This is a genomic window from Citromicrobium bathyomarinum (assembly GCF_038594485.1).
GTDB lineage: Bacteria > Pseudomonadota > Alphaproteobacteria > Sphingomonadales > Sphingomonadaceae > Alteriqipengyuania > Alteriqipengyuania bathyomarina_A.
Window position 1 is genome coordinate 119,984 of record NZ_JBCFZG010000008.1, and the last position, 18,387, is coordinate 138,370.

The following is an 18,387-nucleotide window of genomic DNA, read 5'->3' on the forward strand; positions in this document are numbered from 1 at the left end:
CGATCACCGATTAGAGAATGCTCTGACCGGTCGACTGCCAGTCCTTCAGGAAGCCTTCGATGCCCTTGTCGGTTAGCACGTGGTTGACGAGGCCGCGGATCACCTTGGGCGGAGCGGTCATCACATCCGCACCGATCTTGGCCGCCTGCAACACATGGGTTGCATGGCGCACGCTGGCGACGAGGATTTCGGTCTCGAACGCGTAGTTGTCGTAAATCAGCCGGATATCCTCGATCAGCTGCATCCCGTCGAAGCCGTTGTCGTCGTGACGGCCGACGAAGGGCGAGATAAAGGTCGCACCAGCCTTCGCCGCCAGCAGCGCCTGGTTGGCGGAGAAGCACAGCGTCACGTTCACCATCGTGCCATCGTCGGTCAGCGCGCGGCAGGTTTTCAGCCCGTCGAGAGTCAGCGGCACCTTGATGCAGACATTGTCGGCAATCTTGCGCAGCTTTTCTGCCTCTTTCATCATCGTCTCTTGATCGAGCGCGACGACTTCGGCGCTGACCGGACCATCGACGATACCACAGATTTCCTTCGTCACCTCGATGAAGTCGCGGCCCGATTTGTGAATCAGCGAGGGGTTGGTGGTCACCCCGTCGATAAGCCCGGTTTCGGCCAGTTCGCGAATGTCCGCGATGTCGGCAGTATCGGCGAAGAATTTCATCTCTGTAACATTCCTGTCATGTTGTGTAGCGGTGCCCGCAAGCGCCAAAGCGCGCATCCACGAGTACCGGGAGAGCCCATCATGAATCGCACGCGCCTCGCGAAACGTCTCGCCTCACTTGCCGCCGTGCCCCTGCTTTTGCAACCGAGCGCAGCACTCGCCGATGATAGCGAATTCTGGATCGAGCTGGGCGCGAAGGGCGATATCGCGCCCGGCACCGCACTGAAAGTCGAGGTGGAGCAGCGACGGAAGGCGGGACCGGACGAATACATCGTCGGCGCGGTGGTCGATCGCAAGGTGGGCGACGGCTTCACCATCGGCGGCGGAATGGAAGTGCACGATATCGGCGGGTTCACCGAAATCCGCCCCTACCAGCAGGTCGGCTATTCGACCGGCATCCTGTCGCTGCGCACCCGAATCGAGGAGCGCTTCTACGATGGTTCGGATCGCATGGCTTTGCGCCTTCGCCAGCGCTTGCAGTTGAGCGACGATATTGCGCCCAAGCTGAAGGCGGCAGGTTCGGTCGAGTTGCTCTACCAGCTGCGCGATCGCAATGATGGCGGCCCGCAGCGGGTCGACCAGTGGCGCTTCAACGCCGGGCTGACCTACCGCGCGGCGGACAAGCTGGATGTGACCGGCGGCTATCAGCTGGTGCTGCGCCCGCGTCCGGGCGGCGACACCTACACCCACGTGCCGCAGCTGACGGCGACCTACCGCTTCTAGAGGCGCCCCGCCCTACAATCTGGCCCCGACTCCCAACGCGCCGATCAGCACTGGATCGTTGGTGCTGCGCGGGTCGGCGCGGATCGCGGCTTCCTCGCGCCCGATCTCGGTCCAGATCGTATCGTTCACCTCGGTCGCCACGCGCCCGGCCGCCGCATTCACATCGACGCCGACCGCCGCCGAGATCAGCTGGCCGACCAGCGGGTCCTGCGCGACGCGCATCGCCTGGCCCAGTTCGGGCACCATCGCATCGACCACGCGATTGCCAGCTTCTCCGCGAAGATAGCTGGTCGCTGCGGTCGGTCCGCCGGTGATCAGGTCGATCGTGTTGCGCACCCCGATCAGCTGGATCGTATCGTAGATGACCGGCGCGGCGCGCTCGCTCGCGTCGATCGCGAAGCCTGCAAATTCGCGCTCCACCCGAGACTTGATCAGCCCCGAGGTCAGGATGCTGGCAAGCACCGATCCTCGCGCGCCCAGCATGGTGTCGAGCCCGATGGCAGCAACCTGCTCGTCCCAGAAGCCGCCGGGCGCGGTCAGCCGGGCGAACGCGCGCTCGCTCGACAGCAGAAGCAACCGCTCGATCACATTGGTCACGCGATCCTCGTAGGTCATGCAACCGCCGAGCAGCAGTGCGCCCGCGCCGACGCCCAGCGAGCCCAGAAGGCCGCGGCGGTTGAGGCTTGTTTCCAGAATTCCGGTCATCATCTCACCTTCCATGCTTGTGGCGAGGGAGCCCCCGCGCCCATATTGGCAGTCGACCCATGCGCCGTATCCGCCTTCTCGTCCTCAATGCCGCGCTCGGCGTGCTCGATTACCGCGTGCCCGATGGCATGGCGGTCGAGCACGGCAACGTCGTGCTCGCCCCGCTCGGCCCGCGACAGGTCACCGGCATCGTGTGGGAAGAGGAACGCCTGCCGGGCCAGTCGGTGCCCGAAGAGAAGCTTCGTCCCATCCTGTCGGTGCTGCCGGTGCCGCCGATCCGCGCAGAATTGCGGCGGCTGATCGAATGGACGGCAGACTATTACTGCGCGCACATGAGTTCGGTCGCGCGGATGGTGCTGGCGAGCGGCGGCGCGCTGAAGGGTGGTGTGACCGTCACCGAATACCGCCTGACGGGCCAGCAGCCCGACCGGATGACGCCGCAAAGAAAGGCTGCGCTGGAGAAGCTCGAAGACCAGCAGGGCACGATCCGCGAGCTGGCGGAGATTGCGGGCGTCTCCGACGGGGTGCTGCGCGGACTGGTGAGCCAGGGTGTGCTCGAACCCCAAGAGGTCGATGCGGATCGCCCCTATAAGCGCGCCCAGCCCGACCATGCCGAGCCGGTGCTCTCGCCGCAGCAGGCCGAAGTGGCGGACGAGCTGGTGAAGGCGGTCGAGGCGGAGGACTTCGCGCCGATCCTGCTCGACGGGGTGACCGGATCGGGCAAGACGGAAACCTATTTCGAACCCGTCGCCTCCGCGATCCGGGCGGGCAAGCAAGTGCTGGTGCTGCTGCCCGAAATCGCGCTGACCGAGAATTTCCTGCGCCGGTTCGAGGATCGCTTCGGCACGCAGCCAACGCTGTGGCATTCCTCCCTGAAGTCGTCCGAACGCCGCCGTGCGTGGCGTGCGATCGCCCGGCCCCCGGAAGAAGGTGGCGCGCAGGTGGTGGTCGGCGCGCGATCGGCGCTGTTCCTGCCCTATGCCAAGCTCGGCCTGATCGTGGTCGACGAGGCGCATGAGATCAGTTTCAAGCAGGACGATGGCGTGCGCTACAACGCGCGCGATGTGGCCGTGATGCGGGGCCATTTCGAGCGGATACCGGTGGTGCTGGCATCAGCTACCCCCGCGCTCGAAAGCCTGCACATGGCCGAGGTCGGGACCTATCGAAAGCTCGACCTGCCCAGCCGCTTCGGCGGCGCATCGCTGCCGACCATCCGCCTGCTCGACCTGACCGAGGAGCCGCCCGAGCGGGGTCGCTGGCTCGCGCCCAGCCTTGCGCGCGAGCTGTTCACGCGAATGGAGCGCGGCGAACAGACGCTGCTGTTCCTCAACCGGCGTGGCTATGCCCCCCTGACGCTGTGCCGCAATTGCGGCTATCGCTTCCAGTGCAAGCAGTGCAGCGCATGGCTGGTCGAGCATCGCTTCACCCACCGGCTAGCCTGCCACCATTGCGGGCACGAGGAGCCTTCTCCCGCGGCCTGCCCTGAGTGCGGCGAGAAGGACAGCCTCGTCCCCTGCGGCCCCGGGGTGGAGCGTGTGGCTGACGAAGTGCGCGAGATCGCACCCGAGGCCCGCATCGCGGTCGCCACATCGGACACGCTCAACAGCCCCGCGCGCGCCGCCGAGTTCGTCGCGATGGCGGAAAGCGGAGCGATCGACGTGATCGTCGGTACGCAGCTGGTGACCAAGGGCTTTCACTTCCCCGAACTGACGCTGGTGGGCGTGGTCGATGCCGATCTGGGCCTCGAAGGCGGCGACCTGCGTGCTGCCGAGCGCGTCTACCAGCAGATCGCGCAGGTCGCGGGCCGTGCCGGCCGCGCCTCCAAACCCGGCGAAGTGCTGATCCAGACGCGCCACCCCGACGCGCCCGTCATCGCCGCGCTCGCAGCGGGCGACCGGGACGCGTTCTACGCCGCCGAGCTGGAGGCACGCCGCCACGCCAATGCCCCGCCATTCGGGCGCTGGGCCGCGATCATCGTCTCGAGCGAGGACGACAAGGAAGCGCGCCTGGCCGCTGCGAGGATCGGCGATGCGCGCCCGCGGCTGGACGACATCATGATCCTCGGACCCGCGCCCGCCCCGCTCGCGCAGCTGCGCGGCCGCTATCGCTATCGCCTGCTGATCAACGCCAAGCGCACCGCCGCGCTGCAGGACGCGATCCGCGACTGGCTCGATCCGCTGGACCTGCCGCGGGGAGTGCGCGTCGGGATCGACATCGACCCGTATAGCTTCGTCTAGCGCCGGCCCTGCCCCAAAGGCCAGCGGCGCTGCCCGGCGTGCTCGTGCATTGAAGGGCCATGGCAGAACAGACAACCGGCCCCATTCTTGTCCCCATCCTCGGCGACCAGCTGACCCGCGATCTCGCCTCGCTGCGAGGCCGCGCGAAGGACGATACCGTCATTCTGATGATGGAGGTGTGGGACGAGGCGACCTACGTGAAGCACCACAAGCAGAAGATCGTGCTGATCTTCTCCGCGATGCGACACTTCGCCGCAGAGCTGCGCCAAGCCGGGTGGACGGTCGATTATGTGCAGCTGACCGATCCGGACAATGCGGGCAGCTTCACCGGCGAAGTCGCTCGGGCGATCGAACGCCACAATCCGCGCGCGGTGCATATCGTCGAGGCGGGCGAATGGCGCGTGCAGCAATCAATTGAGGAATGGCCCGACAAGTTCGACTGCAACGTCGAAATCCTGCCGGACGATCGCTTCGTCAGCTCGATCGCCGAATTCCGCGAATGGGCCGAGGATCGCGACAGCCTGCGGATGGAGTTCTTCTACCGCGAAATGCGCAGGAAGACCGGGCTGCTCATGGATGGCGACAAGCCTGCGGGCGGCGAGTGGAATTACGACAGCGAAAACCGCAAGCCGCCCAAGGAAGGGTTGGCGGCGCCGCAACGCCCGCTGTTCGAGCCGGACGCCATCACGCAGGAATGCATCGACCTGGTCGAAGAAAAGTTCGCGGACCATTTCGGCAGTCTCGACAGCTTTCGCTGGCCGGTAACGCGCGATCAGGCCGAAAAGGCCGCCGACGCGTTCTTTGCAGAGCGGCTCGAATGCTTCGGCCCCTATCAGGACGCGATGGTCCACGGGCAGGACGACCTGTTTCACTCGATGCTCTCGACCAGCATCAACCTAGGACTGCTCGATCCGCTGGAGCTGTGCCAGCGTGCAGAGCAGGCGTACAAGGATGGCAAGGCGCCACTCAACAGCGTCGAGGGGTTCATCCGCCAGATCATTGGCTGGCGCGAATATGTTCGCGGCTTCTACTGGCTGCAGATGCCGCACCTGCGACGCGCGAATGCGCTGAACGCCCAGCGCGGATTGCCAGAATTTTTCTGGACCGGCGAGACGGACATGCGCTGCCTTGCCGACTGCATCCGCTCCACCCGCGACAACGCCCATGCGCACCATATCCAGCGGCTGATGGTGCTCGGAAATTTCTGTCTGATCGCGGGGATTTCCCCTCGCGAAGTGCAGGACTGGTATCTGGTGGTGTACGCCGACGCCTATGAATGGGTCGAGTTACCCAATGTGGCGGCGATGGTGCTCTACGCCGATGGCGGGGAACTGGCGAGCAAGCCCTACGCCGCGTCGGGCAACTACATCAACAAGATGAGCAATTACTGCTCGGATTGCGCCTATTCAGTCAGCAAGAAGACCGGCGAAGGCGCGTGCCCGTTCAATGCGCTTTACTGGCACTTCATGGACCGCCACCGCGATACGCTGGAGGCCAATCACCGCATCGGACGGATCTATTCCAACTGGGACCGGATGGGCGAGGAGAAGCAGGCCGCCTATCTGGAAACCGCGGAAGCCTTCCTCGAGGCGCTGGAGGCTGCAAACAAAGGCTGGGCGCGCAAGCCCTAGCGCCAGCATCCTCGCCTGGCCTGGGGAGGGGTCTCGACATCGATCCTTATAGCTTTGTATAGGCCCACAAATCAGACAGGGGGGAATATACATGATCCGCAAGATTTTGCTGGTGCTTGGCCTGCTATCGCTGCCGACGGTGGCGCATGCCGAATGGCACAAAGCCGTCAGCAGCCACTTCGTCGTCTATGCCGACGAAGATGCGGATGCGCTGAGCGAATATGCGGAAAAGCTCGAACGCTACGACAGCGCTGCCCGCACGCTCCGCAATTTGCCGAAGGATGCCACCCCTGCATCGAGGCGGGTCACTGTGTTCCTGGTGCCCACCGGCGAGTTCTACGCGATCTTCCCCCGCAGGGTCGGCGGGATTACTTACCCCCGCGCGACCGGCACGCTGATCTTCATGCCGAGCGACGGGGACGATTCCACGCTGTTCCACGAATACACCCACCATCAGCTCGCGCTTGCATGGGCGGGCCTGTCGGTCCCGGGCTGGCTGAACGAGGGAATGGCGCAGGCGCAGTCGACGGCGGAATTCAAGTCCGACGGTGCAGTCGTCTTCGGGCGCGAACTCGAATATGCTGAGTACATGCTGGCCGACATGGACAGCGGCGACATGCGGACGATGCTGAACAAGTCGACCGCCGGCACCGGCGAGACGAACTATTACTCGATCGGCTGGCTGCTGACCCACATGCTGACCTTCGACAACAAGCGGCAGGGGCAAATGATCGATTATCTCGTCGCTCTGAACAAGGGGCAGTCGGCCCCCGAGGCGGCCGAAACCGCATTCGGCGATCTCAAGAAACTCGGCAGCGACCTGCAGCGGTATCGCCGCTCGGCCAGCCTGCCCGGCGTGGTCGTGCCTGCGGACCAGATCACCGTTGGCCCGATCGAAGTCACGAAGCTGTCCGCCGGCGAAGCTGCGACCATACTCGACGCGATCCATTCGCAAGCCGGTGTCGACGAAGAAAAAGCCGCCACGCTCTACACCAAGGCGGTGGCCGACGCCGCGCCCTACCCCAACGACGCCGGTGCGCAGCGGATGCTGGCGGAGGCGGCGTTCGATGCGAAGCACTTCGATGTCGCTCTCGAAGCGGCGAACCGCGCTATCGCAGCGAATCCCAAGACGGAAGGCGCGTACTACTACAAGGCCGAGGCCATGAAAGAACTGGGCGAGGATGCCGACGCCCAGCGCGCGGTGATCGATGAAGGCCTGATCGAGCAACCCGATTCCCCGTCCCTGATGCGCCTTTACTACAAGACTTACATGGGCGGTAATGAGCCCGCTCCGCTTCTCGCCAAGACCTATCTGGTGCAGGCGTACAAGCTCGCCCCGCAGGATCCGGGCTTGCGGATGGAAACCGCGAGCATGCTGCTGACCGAGGACAAGGGGGCGGAAGCGCGCGCTTTGCTGCGCCCGGTGGCATATAGCGTCCACCGTTCGAAGGCCGCCGAACATGCGCTGGCCGCCATCGCCGCCATCGACGAAGGCGATCTGGAACGTGCCCAGACCGAGCTGAGCAAGCAGGACGACGAAGACGAAATGCCGGACGTCGGGGGTGAGCGCGAAGAATAGCGCGCCCAAGGCGGGCCCGCATCGCGTCGATAGCCTTCGGGCCCGGGGCGGGTCTCCCGCACGCGCTGCGGGGTCGCAGCGCGGCTTGTCCGCTCGCGCACATGGCAGTAGCACGCTGATGTAATGTCCGAGCCCGTGCCCAAGATGACTTTCTTCAAGCCCCTGCGCGATGCGCGCCCGGTCATTTCTCGCGAGGCGGTGCTGCACGCCGCCTATGCGGTGCTGACCGGCACCGCATATGCCGATTTCACCTTCGCCCGGGTTGCGCAAGTTGCAGGCGCCGACGAGACCGAATTGCACCGCTGGTGGGACACGGCGGGCGAACTGGCAGTGGACACCTTCTTCGCACTGCTCGACCTGCAGGACAGCGAGTGCGCGCAAACCGATTTCCGCATCCAGACCCATGGTCTCGCCAGCCAGTTGCGCGGCCCGATGGGCAAGGCCTTCACGCAATTGCTCGCGCAGGGGCGCACCAGCCCTCCGGTCGCCGTCGCGGTTCGTAAGCGCTGGCTCGATCCCCGGCGCAACTGGGCGAGAAACCGGATGGCGCGCGCCGCGCAGGATGACGAATTGCGGGTCGGGGTGGATACGCGCGCCGCGCTGGCACTGATCTATTCGCCGATCTATTCGCCGCTGCTGTTCGGGAACGACCTGCCGCCGGAAGACGATCTGGCGCGCTGCTTCGATCTCGCTGCGAGAACCATCTTCCGGCGATAGCGGCGTTTCGCTTCGGAATGCTGCTTTGGCGGCAAAAGGCCGCCCTCAGCGAACGCAAACCGGAAATTGACTAGGCTGGCTGCGCTTGCGCATCCTCGCGCTTCACCAGCTTGTGCTCGTCTTCGACCAGCCCGTGCTTCCAGTAGCTGGAGATGTAGAGCGACGGTCCGCTCAGGCGCAGCTCGTTGCGAAAGAAGCTGCGCAATTCGCGCATCGAGGAGAATTCGCAAGCGGCCCAACCTGCGATCCTGCCGATGGGCACGTCCAGATCTCGCAGAGCATTGACCAGCAGATCGGGCCGCTTGCCGGGTTCCGGATTGACGAGCCAGCGGATCTCGATCCCATCCGGCTTGTCCAGCCGGGCCTTGTCGGCTTCGTTCTGTATTTCGATGACCGCGATTCCCGCGGCGTCGCTGGCGAGCGCGGCCAGGTTGACGCCGATTGCAGGTAGCGCGGTCATGTCACCTGCGACGAGGTAGAAATCGTGACCGGGAGGAAGCGGTTTGGCCGGGCCGGGGCCTCCAACAGGAATCGAACTGCCTGGCTCTGCTGAAAGCGACCACTCTGTCGCCGGACCGGCGGCCGCGCCGCCATGGAGAGCGAAGTCTATATCGAGCTCGCCGTCGCGCTGGTGGCGGATGGTATAGGTGCGCACGATCGGCTTGCCGTTCGCGTCTTCGCCGAGAAACAGTTTGAGGTATCCGCCAACCTGGTCGGCAGGAAAATCGGAGAGGCCGGGGCCGCCCAGGGTGACACGCTGCATGGAAGGGGTTAGGCGCTTGCGGGCCAGAACGGTGAGGTTACGGGGAGAGGGTCTGGATTTCATGCATCGCATTTAATGCGAATGCATCGCAAATGCAATATTCACAGCGATCATTGGGCTTTCACCTCGGGCGGGATCAGCCAGATTTCCCCTCACGGCGCAGAAGTTCTTCCTTGATCTGCGTGCCGTAGGCGTAGCCGCCGATCGCGCCGTCGCTGCGGATCACGCGATGACACGGAATCAGCACCGCGACATTGTTGGCGCCATTGGCACTGCCTGCAGCGCGCACCGCCCGCGGGTTGCCCGCCGCCGCCGCGATCTCGCTATAGCTGCGCGTTTCGCCGGGAGGGATGTCGCGCAGCGCCTTCCAGCAGGCTTCCTGGAATGCGGTGCCCGCGACATCCAACGGGATGGCCGCACCGGTGCCCGGGGCCTCGACCGCGTCGATTACCTGCTGGAGCAGCGCGGCGAAATCCGCCCCGCCCTGCGCCAGTTCCGCATTCGGGAACCGCGCGCGCAGCTGTACCTCACCCTCGTTGAAGGAGAGGCGGCACACGCCCTTGTCGCTCGCCGCGACCAGCATTGCGCCCAGCGTGGTCTCGACCACCGCCCAGCGGATCGTCACTCCGCGTCCGCCGTTCTTCCATGCGCTCGGGCTCATTCCCATCTTCCCTTCCATCGCGGCGTAGAAGCGGCTGGGTGCTTCGTATCCCGCATCGTAGATCGCATCGGTGACGCGCTCCGACCCGCTCAGCGCATCGCGCGCGCGTTCTTCTCTCAATGCGCGCGCGTAGGCTGCGGGCGAGAGGCCCGTGGCACGCTTGAACACCCTCTGGATATGCGTGGGCGAATAGCCGGTGATCGCGCCAAGTTCGTCGAGCGTCGGGCTCTCCCCGCTGCGGATCGCGTCGATCGCGGCACGCACCGCTGCTTCGTCGCGCGCAACATCGTCGGGCAGGCATCGCTTGCAGGCGCGCAGACCCGCCGCACGGGCCTGCTCTCCATCGGCGAAGAAGCGCACATTGGTGCGCGCCGGATGCCGCGCTGCGCACGAAGGACGGCAATAGATGCCGGTGCTGAGCACGCCGGTGACGAACTGCCCGTCGAACGACCGGTCGCGCCGCATTACGGCAGCCCACGCCTGCTTGTCGTCGATTGCCATCACGTCCTCCGCGCCCGTGCGAGGAAGCACCCGCGCGTAGCGGTGTGCACGTCCACTTCGCGAATTGTGGGATTATCGAGCAGCTTGCGCAATCCCGCGTCTGCCTCGCCCGGCTGGGCAAGCAGCGCGTCGACCATCAGCCCGTCATCGCCGAACCCGCGCAAGGAGAGTACGCGGCGCTGCATCAGCGGCGGAACCTGCGCTTCGTAGACCGCGGCTTCGCGCGCATCCTCGCGCACGAAGATCGCATGGCTTGCGCGGTAGGGGCCATTATCGGTGCGCGAGAGGTGGTTCAAAAGCAGCAGCGCCGCCCCTTTCTGAGCATCCGCCAGCGTCACCCGGCACGGGAAACCCCCATCCGAATCGGCGATCATGCGATGGACGTGCCGCTGGCTGAGCGCCGCATCATCTGCGCCGAAAAGGGGCCTGTAGGGAGCAGGATCGAGGCCGGTGATGAGATAGGGCATTGGGACAATCTCCTCTGATTGGCCCCGATCTGTGTACGCATGCGGAACGCGGCGCATCCCGAAGCTTGCGGCCAAACCTCCGGACCGCCAAAAGGCGGGTGATGACGCGAATCCTGCTCCTTCTCGCTCTCCTGCTGGCGCCGCTCGCGCTGACCGCGCCCGCGCAAGCCGAGCCTGCCGATATCGACGCCGCCGCGCGCGGCGTGGTGCGGATCGTGATTTTCGAGAAATCGGGCGATGATCTCTACCCCCTCAGCCACGGGACCGGCTTCGCGGTGTCGTCCAAGATGATCGTGACCAATGCCCATGTCGTGGCGGAGGCGCTGAACGGCGGAGAGTTCGAAGGCGACCGGGTGATCGGCATCGTCCCGCCCGAGGGCGATTCGCCCGCGTTCGCACGCATCGTGAAGATCAATCAGGGGACCGACCTCGCCCTGCTGGCGATCGAGGGCAACCTGCGCCTGCCGCCACTCACGCTGGCCGGGGGGAGCCCCGGTGGCAGCGGCGCCAGCGTGACATCGGTGGGCTATCCAATGAACGTCGACCGGGCACAGGGCCTTTCGATCCGGGATATCGTGCGCTCTCAACCGCCGGTGAAGAGCCGCGGCTTCATCTCGGGCGAGCGGCCGAGCCGCCAGTTCGACACGATCCTGCACACCGCCCCCATCGCACGCGGCAATTCGGGCGGCCCGCTGCTCGACAATTGCGGGCGTGTGCTCGGGGTCAATTCCTTCGGCGCGGAAAGCGACGGGACCGACGCGGAGTTCTATTTCGCGGTGTCGAACAAGGAGCTGATCCCCTTCCTGCGATCCAACGGCGTCTCCGCGCAGCTCAACGACATGCCCTGCCGCAGCCTCGCCGAGCTCGACGAGGCCGAACGGGAGCGCCGCGCCGCTGCCGCCGAGGCTGCGCGCGAACAGATGCAGGCACGCTCCAATGCGGCGAGCGAACGGCGCGCAAGGTTGCAGCTGGAGGCCGAGCTGGCGGTACAGGCAGAGCGGGAGAACCGCATCGCCGGTTCGCTGCTGCTGTTGCTTGCCGCGATCGGTCTCGGCGTGCTCGGCTATATGCTGGCGCAGCGTCGCCAGAAGGAACTCGAAACGGGCGAGGCGCTGACCGAGGCGCAGGTCGAGCAGGACCATGAGTGGGACGACGATGCGCGCAAGGCGCTGCCCGAATGGTTGCCCTATGCGTGCTACGCCCTCGCCGCGGTGCTCGCGGTCGCGGCGGCGGCGCTGTTCCTCACACGCCCCGGCCTCGATGCGATCGACCGGCGGGTCGCCGCCGCGCTGGGTGAAGAGACGGGGAGCGAGCAGGTTGCGGACGACGCCTCGGCCATGGCTGCGGGCAAGTTCGTCTGCACGCTGGAGCCTACGCGCAGCCGCATTACCGGAGATGCCACCCGCAGCATCGACCTGAACTGGTCGGCCGACGGATGCGTCAATGAACGCACGCAGTATGGCTTCGCAAACGGGCAATGGGCGCGCGTCTTCGTACCCAACGAAGAGGATGCGGTTAGCGTCGCCCGCTACGACCCGCAAAGCCGCACCTACCAGGCCGATCGCTACCTGCTGTCCCGCAGCGCGATTGCCGCCGCGCGCAAGGCCCGCGGCAGCTACCAGGCACCTTCGTGCGAAGCGCCCGACGGGGCGGCGGAACTCGGCCGTTCGCAGGAAGCCGTGCTCGCCGCGCTGCCGCGGCAGCCGAACGAGCGACTGGTCTATTCCTGCCAGCCGGCGGATTGACGAACTAGGCCGCCAGCGGCTCCCCGGTCAGCGTGATGCGGTGCATCTCGCGCGCGTGGCCCTGATAGTCGTTCATCGCCATGTGCCAGGTCGTCCGGTTATCCCAGATCGCGACCGAGCCCGGCCGCCACACCACCCGCGCCTGATTTTCCGGCAGCAGCGCGGCGGCGAAAAGTTGCTGGAGCAGCGGCATGCTCTCCTCGCGCGTGCGCCCGACGATATGCGTGGTGAAGGCGGCGTTGACGTAGAGCAGCTTGCGGCCCGTCTGCGGGTGGCGGACCACCACCGGATGCGTCGCGCCGGTCGTCACCTCCTTGCCGCGCAGCGATTCGCCGATGTCGGTCCGCGCGTAGAAGCCTTCGGTGCTATAAACGTGGTCGGCGGTGTGGAACGCCTCCAGCCCCTCGATCTCCGCTTTCAGATCGTCGGGCAAGGCATCGTACGCCGCGCCCATGTGCGCGAACAGGGTATCGCCCCCACTTGGCGGAAGTTCGCGCGCGACGAGGATAGAGCCCATCGCGGGCACCGGATCGTACGAATGATCGGTATGCCAGCCACCGCCGATATTGGTGACCTGGTCGGGGCGTTTCCCGACAACGGCAATCTCCGGATAGGCATCGGTCAGCGGGAAGTAGCTGTTGAGGTCGATCCCGCCCCACGCCTTTGCGAAGGCAATATGCTGTTCGGGTCCGAAATCCTGATTGCGGAACAGCGCAACGCCATGCTCCCAAACCGCCTGCCGAATGGCGTCGAGCGTCTCGCCACGCACATCGGCCAGTTGCACACCGCTGATTTCGACGCCGCAAAGCGGAGCCAGCCTTGTCGTTTCCATGATCCTCTCCTGCCCTCTCACCGGGGTTGTCCCGAGCAAGCCTACGCCGGGCAGGCGAAGCGAGCAAACGAATCCCCTACCCTCGGCTTGCGCTTCGCCAACCCCGATGCTAGGCGCGCGCCAGCCTTGCCTGGGCACACCTTGCATCCCCCGCGATGCGGCCCGATACGGCAGGCGACCCGAATCGTTTTTCCCGGACCCGAAGAGGACCCCTTCGCGTGGAGATTTCCGCCGGTATTCAGGCTAGCCTAGCAGGGCGTTATGCTGTCGCTCTGTTCGAGCTGGCGGCAGAAGATGGCGTGGTGAGCGCGGTCGAATCCGACCTCGACAAGCTTGCCGCCGCTCTCGACCAGTCGCCCGAGCTCGCTTCGCTGACCACCAATCCGCAGCTCGGCCGCAAGGCCAAGATGAGCGCGATCGAAGAGGTTGCCAAACTTCTCGAGCTCAACACGCTGACGCGCCGCTTCCTCGGCGTGCTCGCGGAGAATCGCCGGCTGGCCGAAACCGGCCGCGTGATCCGCGCCTTCCGCGACATCGCCGCCGCACAGCGCGGCGAAGTGAGCGCGGAAGTGATCAGCGCACGTCCGCTGACCGAAGATCAACTCTCGTCGCTCAAGCAGAAGCTGACCGCGCGCGAAGGCCGCACGGTCAAGCTGACCAGCAGCGTCGACCCCGATATGCTCGGTGGCCTCATCGTCACCATCGGCTCCAAGCGGATCGACGGATCGATCCGCACCCGTCTCAACGCGCTTACGCAGGCAATGAAAGGCTGACAGCGACCTCTTTACGAGGGCTGTCGATGAAAGGCTCAGGCAATGGATATTCGCGCCGCTGAAATCAGCAAGGTCATCAAGGACCAGATCGCCAACTTCGATTCCTCCGCGCAGGAAAGCGAAGTCGGCTCCGTGCTCTCCGTCGGTGACGGGATCGCCCGCATCCACGGGCTGGACAAGGTCCAGGCCGGTGAAATGGTCGAATTCAACGGCGGTGTGAAGGGCATGGCCCTGAACCTCGAAGCCGACAATGTCGGCGTCGTGATCTTCGGTTCCGACACCAACATCAAGGAAGGCGACACCGTTCGCCGGACCGAAACCATCGTGGACGTGCCCGTCGGCAAGGCGCTGCTCGGCCGCGTGGTCGACGCGCTGGGCAACCCGATCGACGGCAAGGGCCCGATCGCCACGACCGAGCGCCGCCTGGTCGAACAGAAGGCTCCGGGCATCATCCCGCGTCAGGGCGTCAGCGAACCGGTGCAGTCGGGCCTCAAGGCGATCGACGCACTCGTCCCCGTCGGCCGCGGCCAGCGCGAACTGATCATCGGCGACCGTCAGACCGGCAAGTCCGCCGTCGCAATCGACACCTTCATCAACCAGCGCGACGCGCACAAGGGCGATAACGAGAACGAGAAGCTGTACTGCATCTACGTCGCGGTCGGTCAGAAGCGCTCGACCGTCGCGCAGATCGTGCGCCAGCTCGAAGAAAACGGCGCGATGGAATACTCGATCGTGGTCGCCGCGACCGCGTCCGAGCCCGCCCCGCTGCAGTACCTCGCGCCCTACACCGGCGCCGCGATGGGCGAATTCTTCCGCGACAACGGCATGCATGCCGTGATCGTGTACGACGACCTTTCCAAGCAGGCCGTCGCCTACCGCCAGATGTCGCTGCTGCTTCGTCGTCCTCCGGGCCGCGAAGCTTACCCGGGCGACGTGTTCTACCTGCACAGCCGTCTGCTCGAACGCGCCGCGAAGATGAGCGATGCGATGGGCGGCGGTTCGCTGACCGCGCTGCCGATCATCGAAACGCAGGCGGGCGACGTGTCGGCCTACATCCCGACCAACGTGATCTCGATCACCGACGGCCAGATCTTCCTCGAAACCGACCTGTTCTATCAGGGCGTGCGCCCGGCGATTAACGTCGGCCTGTCGGTCAGCCGCGTCGGCGGTGCCGCACAGACGAAGGCGATGAAGAAGGTCTCGGGCTCGATTAAGCTCGAGCTCGCGCAGTACCGCGAGATGGCGGCCTTCGCGCAGTTCGGTTCGGACCTCGACGCTTCGACGCAGAAGCTGCTCAACCGCGGTGCACGCCTGACCGAGCTGCTCAAGCAGCCGCAGTTCAGCCCGATGCCGTTCGAAGAGCAGACCGTGTCGATCTTCGCGGGCACCAACGGCTACCTCGACGATGTCGCGGTAGACCGGGTGACCGAGTACGAAACGCAGATGCTCAGCTTCATGCGCCACGAACATGCGGACATCCTGAAGGACATCCGCGAGAGCAAGAAGTTCGAAGGCGAGACCGCGGACAAGACCAAGGCCGCACTCGACGCTTTCGCCAAGCAGTTCGCGTAAGCCCTAGAAAGACAGGGAGCCAGCATGGCTAGCCTCAAGGAACTCAAGGGCCGCATCAAGTCGGTCAGGTCGACGCAGAAGATCACCAAGGCCAAGCAGATGGTCGCGGCGGCAAAGCTGCGCCGTGCGCAGGAAGCTGCCGAGGCCGCGCGCCCCTATGCGGAGCGGCTGAACGCGGTGATGGCGTCGCTGGCAAGCAAGGTCGGCGGAAGCGATTCCGCGCCCAAGCTGCTTAGCGGCACGGGTAGCGACCAGCGCCACCTGCTGGTGGTGGTCAACACCGACAAGGGCCTGTGCGGCGGTCTGAACGCCAACATCGTCAAGGAAGCGCTGAAGAAGGCGAACGACCTGCGCGGCAAGGGCAAGGACGTGCAGTTCTACCTCGTCGGCAAGAAGGGTCGCGCGCCGATCAAGCGCAACAACGCCGAAGCGATCGCCAAGCACTTCGACACGTCGGACGTGCGCACCCCCGGTTTCGAAGAGGCCGAGGCGATCGCGAGCGACCTGCTCGAGATGTTCGAAGCGGGCAAGTTCGACGTCGCGCACCTCGTCTACCCGATCTTCAAATCGGCGCTGGCGCAGGACCCGACGACGCAGCAGCTGATCCCCGTCCCCGCAAGCGAAGGCGAAGCGGCGACGAAGGGCGGCGACGCGCTGGTCGAGTACGAGCCGGGCGAAGAGGAAATCCTCGAAGTCCTGCTGCCCCGCTACGTGCGTACGCAGCTGTTCGGTGCGCTGCTCGAACGCGAAGCATCCGAACAGGGTGCCTCGATGACCGCGATGGACAACGCGACGCGCAACGCAGGCGACCTGATCAAGGACCTGAACATCGAATACAACCGCAGCCGCCAGGCCGCGATCACGACCGAGCTTATTGAGATCATTGCGGGCGCCGAAGCGCTCTAAGGATACGGACCAAGGAAACGAACATGGCCACCGCCGCAACAACCACCACCAAGCCCAACCTTACGGGTAACGGCACGATCGCCCAGGTGATCGGCGCCGTCGTCGACGTGCACTTCGAGGGCGAACTGCCCCCGATCCTGACCGCGCTCGAAACCAAGAACGGCGACTCCACGCTGGTTCTCGAAGTCGCGCAGCACCTCGGTGAGAACACCGTTCGCACCATCGCGATGGACGGCACCGACGGCCTGACCCGCGGCAGCGAAGTGATCAACACCGGCGCGCAGATCAGCGTGCCCGTCGGCCCCAAGACGCTCGGCCGGATCATGAACGTGATCGGCGAAGCGATCGACGAACGCGGCCCCATCGGCGCGGAAAAGACCGCCCCGATCCACGCAGAGGCCCCCGAATTCGTCGACCAGTCGACCGATTCGAGCATTCTGGTCACCGGCATCAAGGTCATCGACCTGCTCGCGCCTTATGCGAAGGGCGGCAAGATCGGCCTGTTCGGCGGCGCCGGCGTCGGAAAGACCGTGCTGATCCAGGAACTGATCAACAACATCGCGAAGGGCCACGGCGGCGTGTCCGTGTTCGCGGGCGTTGGTGAGCGTACCCGCGAAGGTAACGACCTTTACCACGAGTTCCTCGACGCCGGCGTCATCGCCAAGGATGCCGACGGCAACGCGACCTCCGAGGGTTCGAAGGTCGCGCTCGTCTTCGGCCAGATGAACGAGCCTCCCGGTGCGCGTGCCCGCGTGGCGCTGTCGGGCCTGACCATGGCGGAATATTTCCGCGATGAAGAAGGCCAGGACGTGCTGTTCTTCGTCGACAACATCTTCCGCTTCACGCAGGCCGGTTCGGAAGTGTCCGCACTGCTTGGCCGTATTCCTTCGGCCGTGGGTTACCAGCCGACGCTGGCGACCGACATGGGCAACCTGCAGGAACGCATTACCTCGACCAACAAGGGCTCGATCACGTCCGTGCAGGCCATCTACGTGCCGGCCGATGACCTTACCGACCCTGCGCCTGCCACCTCGTTCGCCCACTTGGACGCAACGACCACGCTGAACCGCGCGATTTCGGAGCTGGGCATCTACCCGGCGGTCGACCCGCTCGACTCCACCAGCCGCGTGCTCGAACCGCGCGTCGTGGGTCAGGAACACTACGAGACCGCGCGTAAGGTCCAGGAAACGCTGCAGAAGTACAAGTCGCTGCAGGACATCATCGCGATTCTGGGCATGGACGAGCTTTCCGAGGAAGATAAGCTGACCGTCGCCCGCGCGCGCAAGATCCAGCGCTTCCTCAGCCAGCCGTTCCACGTTGCCGAGGTGTTCACCAACATCCCCGGCCAGTTCGTGCAGCTCGAAGACACCGTGAAGAGCTTCAAGGCGGTTGTCGAAGGCGAATACGATCACCTGCCCGAAGCCGCCTTCTACATGGTCGGCGGGATCGATCAGGCGGTCGAAAAGGCCAAGAAGCTGGCCGAAGACGCGTAAATCAATAGCCCTCTCCCCTTGCGGGAGAGGGTTGGGAGAGGGGTTCGGAACGCCAGCTCCGATCGCCCCTCTCTACTGCGACTAGGGCCTGCGACGCAGCCCCAAGTCTCGTATCTCTCCCGCAAGGGGAGAGAGGTGAGGTATTAGAATGGCACTGCATTTCGAACTCGTAACCCCCGCCCGCCACGTGCGCAGCGACGACGTCCACATGGTCGTGGTACCCGGTGCCGAGGGTGAATTCGGCGTGCTCGAAGGCCACGCGCCCTTCATGTCGACGATCAAGGACGGCGCGGTGCAGGTCTTCAAGACCGCGGGTGCCACGCCCGAGACGATCGAAGTGCGCGGCGGCTTTGCCGAAGTAGGCGAAAACGGCCTCACTATCCTCGCCGAACACGTCGAAGGCTGACGCTTCGCGTCA

At 65.2% G+C, this 18,387-nt stretch carries 17 protein-coding genes; 11 read left to right on the forward strand and 6 right to left on the reverse strand.

Annotated features, from left to right (window positions below; genetic code table 11):
* Window positions 1–10 precede the first annotated feature (10 nt).
* Entirely contained in the window at window positions 11–664 is a 654-nt protein-coding gene (gene fsa, locus AAG591_RS13385; RefSeq protein ID WP_342531884.1) for a fructose-6-phosphate aldolase, read from the reverse strand.
* Window positions 665–745: 81 nt separating this feature from the next.
* Here fsa and AAG591_RS13390 point away from each other — a divergent pair, with 81 nt between their 5' ends.
* A complete protein-coding gene (locus tag AAG591_RS13390; protein ID WP_342531885.1) occupies window positions 746–1,387 on the forward strand; it encodes a DUF2490 domain-containing protein in 642 nt (213 codons plus the stop codon).
* A 12-nt stretch (window positions 1,388–1,399) separates the two neighbouring features.
* Here the strand turns inward: AAG591_RS13390 and AAG591_RS13395 are convergent, their stop codons facing one another.
* Complete coding sequence (locus AAG591_RS13395; protein WP_342531886.1) at window positions 1,400–2,095, reverse strand: DUF4197 domain-containing protein; 696 nt, start codon at window positions 2,093–2,095, stop codon at window positions 1,400–1,402.
* A gap of 56 nt (window positions 2,096–2,151) precedes the next feature.
* Between AAG591_RS13395 and AAG591_RS13400 the strand changes: the two genes are divergently transcribed.
* The 4 genes from AAG591_RS13400 to AAG591_RS13415 all read left to right on the forward strand — a co-directional run bounded on the left by AAG591_RS13400 (window position 2,152) and on the right by AAG591_RS13415 (window position 8,256).
* Entirely contained in the window at window positions 2,152–4,329 is a 2,178-nt protein-coding gene (locus tag AAG591_RS13400) for a primosomal protein N' (protein ID WP_342531887.1), read from the forward strand.
* A gap of 59 nt (window positions 4,330–4,388) precedes the next feature.
* Window positions 4,389–5,960: a cryptochrome/photolyase family protein gene (locus AAG591_RS13405; RefSeq protein WP_342531888.1), complete on the forward strand. Its 1,572-nt coding sequence runs from the start codon at window positions 4,389–4,391 to the stop codon at window positions 5,958–5,960.
* Between the two features lie 91 nt (window positions 5,961–6,051).
* The gene (locus tag AAG591_RS13410) at window positions 6,052–7,539 is read left to right on the forward strand and encodes a tetratricopeptide repeat protein (RefSeq protein WP_342531889.1); all 1,488 of its coding nucleotides are present in this window, start codon (window positions 6,052–6,054) and stop codon (window positions 7,537–7,539) included.
* 123 nt (window positions 7,540–7,662) lie between these two features.
* Entirely contained in the window at window positions 7,663–8,256 is a 594-nt protein-coding gene (locus AAG591_RS13415) for a TetR-like C-terminal domain-containing protein (protein ID WP_342531891.1), read from the forward strand.
* A 70-nt stretch (window positions 8,257–8,326) separates the two neighbouring features.
* Here the strand turns inward: AAG591_RS13415 and AAG591_RS13420 are convergent, their stop codons facing one another.
* The 3 genes from AAG591_RS13420 to AAG591_RS13430 form a co-directional block, all read right to left on the reverse strand.
* Entirely contained in the window at window positions 8,327–9,082 is a 756-nt protein-coding gene (locus tag AAG591_RS13420; protein WP_342531892.1) for a siderophore-interacting protein, read from the reverse strand.
* 73 nt (window positions 9,083–9,155) lie between these two features.
* Window positions 9,156–10,181 carry a bifunctional transcriptional activator/DNA repair enzyme AdaA gene (locus AAG591_RS13425; protein ID WP_342531893.1) on the reverse strand — a complete coding sequence of 342 codons (1,026 nt, stop codon included), beginning with the start codon at window positions 10,179–10,181 and terminating at the stop codon, window positions 9,156–9,158.
* The gene (locus AAG591_RS13430) at window positions 10,181–10,648 is read right to left on the reverse strand and encodes a DUF1203 domain-containing protein (protein ID WP_342531895.1); all 468 of its coding nucleotides are present in this window, start codon (window positions 10,646–10,648) and stop codon (window positions 10,181–10,183) included. The genes AAG591_RS13425 and AAG591_RS13430 overlap by 1 nt, the downstream gene beginning before the upstream one ends.
* 101 nt (window positions 10,649–10,749) lie before the next feature.
* Here AAG591_RS13430 and AAG591_RS13435 point away from each other — a divergent pair, with 101 nt between their 5' ends.
* Window positions 10,750–12,393 (forward strand): S1 family peptidase, encoded by a 1,644-nt coding sequence (locus AAG591_RS13435; protein ID WP_342531896.1) that lies wholly within the window; start codon window positions 10,750–10,752, stop codon window positions 12,391–12,393.
* 4 nt (window positions 12,394–12,397) lie between these two features.
* On the opposite strand, the gene AAG591_RS13440 is transcribed toward AAG591_RS13435, so the two are convergent.
* Window positions 12,398–13,225 (reverse strand): TauD/TfdA dioxygenase family protein, encoded by an 828-nt coding sequence (locus AAG591_RS13440; protein WP_342531897.1) that lies wholly within the window; start codon window positions 13,223–13,225, stop codon window positions 12,398–12,400.
* A gap of 218 nt (window positions 13,226–13,443) precedes the next feature.
* Here AAG591_RS13440 and AAG591_RS13445 point away from each other — a divergent pair, with 218 nt between their 5' ends.
* From AAG591_RS13445 to AAG591_RS13465, 5 genes are all read left to right on the forward strand, one after another.
* On the forward strand, window positions 13,444–13,998 hold the full coding sequence (locus AAG591_RS13445) for a F0F1 ATP synthase subunit delta (RefSeq protein ID WP_342531898.1): 555 nt from the start codon (window positions 13,444–13,446) through the stop codon (window positions 13,996–13,998).
* 42 nt (window positions 13,999–14,040) lie between these two features.
* Window positions 14,041–15,570 carry a F0F1 ATP synthase subunit alpha gene (gene atpA, locus AAG591_RS13450; RefSeq protein WP_342531899.1) on the forward strand — a complete coding sequence of 510 codons (1,530 nt, stop codon included), beginning with the start codon at window positions 14,041–14,043 and terminating at the stop codon, window positions 15,568–15,570.
* Between the two features lie 24 nt (window positions 15,571–15,594).
* Window positions 15,595–16,476, forward strand: a complete 882-nt coding sequence (locus tag AAG591_RS13455) for a F0F1 ATP synthase subunit gamma (protein ID WP_342531901.1) — start codon at window positions 15,595–15,597, stop codon at window positions 16,474–16,476.
* 23 nt (window positions 16,477–16,499) lie between these two features.
* Window positions 16,500–17,969, forward strand: coding sequence for a F0F1 ATP synthase subunit beta (gene atpD, locus AAG591_RS13460; protein ID WP_342531902.1), 1,470 nt, complete (start codon window positions 16,500–16,502; stop codon window positions 17,967–17,969).
* A 148-nt stretch (window positions 17,970–18,117) separates the two neighbouring features.
* Window positions 18,118–18,375: an ATP synthase F1 subunit epsilon gene (locus tag AAG591_RS13465; protein WP_342531904.1), complete on the forward strand. Its 258-nt coding sequence runs from the start codon at window positions 18,118–18,120 to the stop codon at window positions 18,373–18,375.
* Window positions 18,376–18,387: the final 12 nt, after the last annotated feature.